We start from the raw sequence: 1,452 nt of genomic DNA, 5'->3' as shown, positions 1-1,452 counted from the left end.
TTTTTAGGGGATTATTCCCTTTGTAAATCAAGAAAATTTGGACAAATGGTGGTTTAGTTTTTAAAACGAAATGTTATAATACAACATAAGAATCGCACTATCATGAAGCCGGAAGATGCATCGGGCAGCAATCGGACCGCCCCTTGCACCTTTGTAGATAGAGAAAGAGGGAATGACAATTGTTTTTACATGGTACTAGCAGACGAAATGAAAGTGGACACCTCGAAATCGGCGGTGTCGATGTTCTATCATTGGCAGAAAGATATGGAACACCTCTTTATGTATACGATGTCGCGCTGATAAGAGAGCGCGCTCGAAAATTCCAGAAGGCATTCAGGGAAGCCGGTTTAAAAGCGCAGGTAGCGTATGCAAGCAAGGCGTTTTCAGCGGTCGCCATGATTCAGCTTGCCGAACAAGAGGGGCTGTCTCTGGATGTGGTATCGGGAGGAGAGCTTTTTACTGCGATCAAAGCAGGGTTCCCCGCTGAACGGATTCATTTTCACGGAAACAATAAGAGCCCTGAAGAACTAGCCATGGCTCTGGAGCATCAAATCGGCTGCATCGTGCTCGATAACTTTCACGAGATCGCCATTACAGAAAAGCTTTGCAAGCAATCAGGACAAACTGTAGACGTTTTGCTCAGAATCACACCGGGAGTTGAAGCGCACACGCATGATTATATTACGACGGGACAGGAAGATTCGAAATTCGGTTTTGATCTGCACAATGGGCAGGTCGAACAAGCCATCGAACAAGTCCTTCGCTCATCTGCGTTTAAGCTCCTCGGCGTGCACTGCCACATCGGTTCGCAAATTTTTGATACGGCGGGATTTGTTCTTGCGGCAGACAAGATCTTTGAAAAGCTCGCTGAATGGAGGGAGACTTACTCATTCATTCCGGAAGTGCTCAATCTCGGCGGGGGCTTCGGCATCCGCTATACAAAAGACGACGAGCCGCTCGCTGCCGATGTCTATGTTGAAAAAATCATCGAGGCGGTCAAAGCAAATGCCGAGCATTTCGGCTTTGACATCCCTGAGATTTGGATCGAACCGGGCAGGTCTCTCGTCGGAGATGCAGGAACCACGCTGTACACGCCCGGTTCGCAAAAAGAGGTGCCGGGCATTCGCAAATATGTGGCTGTTGACGGCGGCATGAGCGATAATATCAGGCCGGCGCTTTATGAGGCAAAATATGAAGCGGCCGTCGCCAACAGGATGAACGATGCTTGTCATGATACCGTATCAATCGCAGGAAAATGCTGTGAAAGCGGAGATATGCTGATTTGGGATTTGGAAATCCCCGAAGTTCGTGACGGAGATGTGCTCGCCGTTTTCTGCACCGGTGCATACGGCTACAGCATGGCCAACAACTACAACCGCATTCCGCGCCCGGCCGTCGTTTTTGTCGAGGATGGAGAAGCGCAGCTCGTCATTCAGAGAGAGACGTATGAGG

Annotated in this window: 1 protein-coding gene; it reads left to right on the top strand. The window is 49.2% G+C overall.

Annotation, left to right across the window (positions count from 1 at the left end):
* Window positions 1-179: 179 nt before the first annotated feature.
* On the top strand, window positions 180-1,452 hold a 1,273-nt coding region (gene lysA, locus C1T29_RS13770), incomplete at its 3' end, for a diaminopimelate decarboxylase (RefSeq protein WP_208945462.1).

The organism is Bacillus sp. MBGLi79, from assembly GCF_002953915.1.
Note: the sequence above shows the minus strand (reverse complement) of the source record. Positions and strands in the feature narration are given on the sequence as shown.